Source organism: Leptothrix ochracea, assembly GCF_041083635.1.
GTDB lineage: Bacteria > Pseudomonadota > Gammaproteobacteria > Burkholderiales > Burkholderiaceae_C > Sphaerotilus > Sphaerotilus ochraceus.
The window spans coordinates 77,232-78,953 of sequence record NZ_JBFPHB010000031.1 but is presented as its reverse complement, the minus strand read 5'-3'; the positions used below and the strand labels follow the sequence as shown (position 1 = coordinate 78,953).

Annotated in this window: 1 protein-coding gene; it reads right to left on the bottom strand. The window is 65.2% G+C overall.

All coding sequences use genetic code 11. The features are described from left to right. The coding region (locus tag AB3X39_RS11400) for a YDG domain-containing protein (protein ID WP_369417524.1) at positions 1–1,722 on the bottom strand (1,722 nt) is incomplete at both ends.

The following is a 1,722-nucleotide window of genomic DNA, read 5'->3' as shown; positions in this document are numbered from 1 at the left end:
AGACGGCCGACTGGTTCAACGCGACTTGGTCGGTGCCAAGGACGGTGGCGAGGGTACCGGGCGTGCCGATGGCGGCCGCGAGGCTGGCGTCGTAGACCTTGGGGGCGACGAGCGTGCCGTTGACGTTCAGTGTGGCCGGGGTGATCGATGCGGCGGTGGCTTGCGTGAGCGTGTTCAGCACATAGTTGCCAGCCGATGCACCGCCCAAGGTGTTGATGACGTTGACCGGCTTGTTGGTGCCGACGTTCTTATCGAGGAAGCTGCCGCTTTGTTGCAAGACCAAGGTGTCACCCGGGATCACCCCGGTGCCGACGACGGTGCCCAGCAACGTGCCGCCCGTGAGGGTTGCCGTGGTGGTGGCGTCATAGACCTTGTTGGCGGCGGTGGTGCCAGAGACGGTCAGGGACATCGGCGTGATTTGACCGATGCCGAGCGCGGTGGCGGTGGTCGAGGCCATTTGATAGCCGTAGACCGGGGCCAAGCCGTTGCTGGCGGTGGCACTGATGCCGCTTGCCGTGACTTGGAGACCGGTGGCGACGTTCGGGGCGGGTGTTGCGTAGTTGGCGCTCAAGGCACTCAGCGCGACCACGTCGCCATCCACCGCGCCTGTGGCGGTCAAGAGCAAATTCGTGATCGGAGCGGTGGCGTTGCCGTCGTAGGTCTTGAGCGCTGTGCCGCTCAAGCTGGGGCTCAGCAGTGGGGCCAAGCTGTAGAACAAGCCGTTGCCCGTGGCTTGTGCCGGGGTGGTGACGCCGTAGGTGGCGTTGTACTGCTTGAAGCTGTAGACCAGCCCACCGCGCGTATCGGCGGCTGGGTTGGCCGACCAGACTTGCCAGTTGCCATTGGGGGTAGACAGGGCGTTGGCGCCTGCGTTGTTGACGAAGCTTTGACCGGCCACCATGACCAGCGCACTGGCGCTGGCGGCGTTGGAGGTCATCGGAGCATTGAGCGTCAGGGTGTTGCCGGCGTTGAGCGTGAGCGCACCATCCACCACCACCGGAGCGTTGACTGTGATCGCGTTGGTGGCGGCCAGGGTCAGCGTGCTGCCCAGCGGGGCCATGGCGGCGAGTTGTGCCGGGGTGTAGTCGGGCATCAAGCCGGTGGTGGTGGTCACCAGCCAAGCCGCGCCAAAACCGCCCCCATAGCTCGGGCTGAGCGCGACAAAACCGCCTGTGCTCAAAGGAATCAGTCCCCCCGAGCCAAGGATGTCGCCTGCGAGGGCACCCAAGAGGGCCGGGGTCGAAGCCACGGTGCCGATGCTGCCGATGGCACCGTTGCCGAGATTGACCGCCCCTGCTGCGGCCAGGAGTCCGTTGGACCATTGCGGACTGCTCACCACGTAATCGCCATTGGGGTTTGCCAAGGCGATGACTCCGCCCAAGCCCACCTGATCTCCCATCACATTGCCGACCAACGAGTTGGTGGTGCCTACGGTGCCAAGGCTGGGCCCCGTACCGGACATCCACGTCACCGCACCCAGGTTGACACCCCAGAGCGGACTGCTGACAACGTAGTTGCCGTTGGTCAGGGCGGTCACGCCACCCAGTCCCAGTCCATTGGTGCCAGAGCCGATGAGATCCCCGGGCGCTGCGCCGAGGAGCGAGTTCAGGGCACTGACGGCGCTTGGCGTGCTGTTGCCTAGACCGCTCATCCACGTCACGGCTCCGGTGCTGGCGTTCCAAAGCGGACTGCTGACGACGTAGTTTCCATTGATCAGTGCGG